This is a genomic window from Streptomyces caelestis, assembly GCF_001279005.1.
In the GTDB taxonomy this organism is placed as follows: Bacteria; Actinomycetota; Actinomycetes; order Streptomycetales; family Streptomycetaceae; genus Streptomyces; species Streptomyces heliomycini.
The window spans coordinates 1-237 of sequence record NZ_LGCN01000171.1; the positions used below are offsets into that span (position 1 = coordinate 1).

1 protein-coding gene is annotated in these 237 nt (G+C 73.4%); it reads left to right on the forward strand.

The window, feature by feature from the left end; translation table 11 throughout:
- Positions 1-237: helicase associated domain-containing protein (locus ADK41_RS15380; protein ID WP_030837882.1), on the forward strand; the 237-nt coding region annotated here is incomplete at both ends.

A 237-nucleotide genomic window follows, 5' to 3' on the forward strand; every position in this document is an offset into this window, starting at 1 on the left:
CCGAGGTACAGGTCGGGGCGACGAAGTCCTTTCCGCTGGGCAGGTGGGTGCATCAGCAGCGCAAGGCGCTGCGGGCCGGGGAGCTGGAGCCGCGCCGCAAGGAGTTGCTCGACGCACCCGAGGCCGGCACGGTCTGGGAACCCGGCGAAGAAGCCTGGGAGGCCAAGCTCGCCGCGTTCCGCTCGTACCGGCGGGCTACCGGGCACCTCGCCCCCCGGCAGGACGCCGTCTGGGACG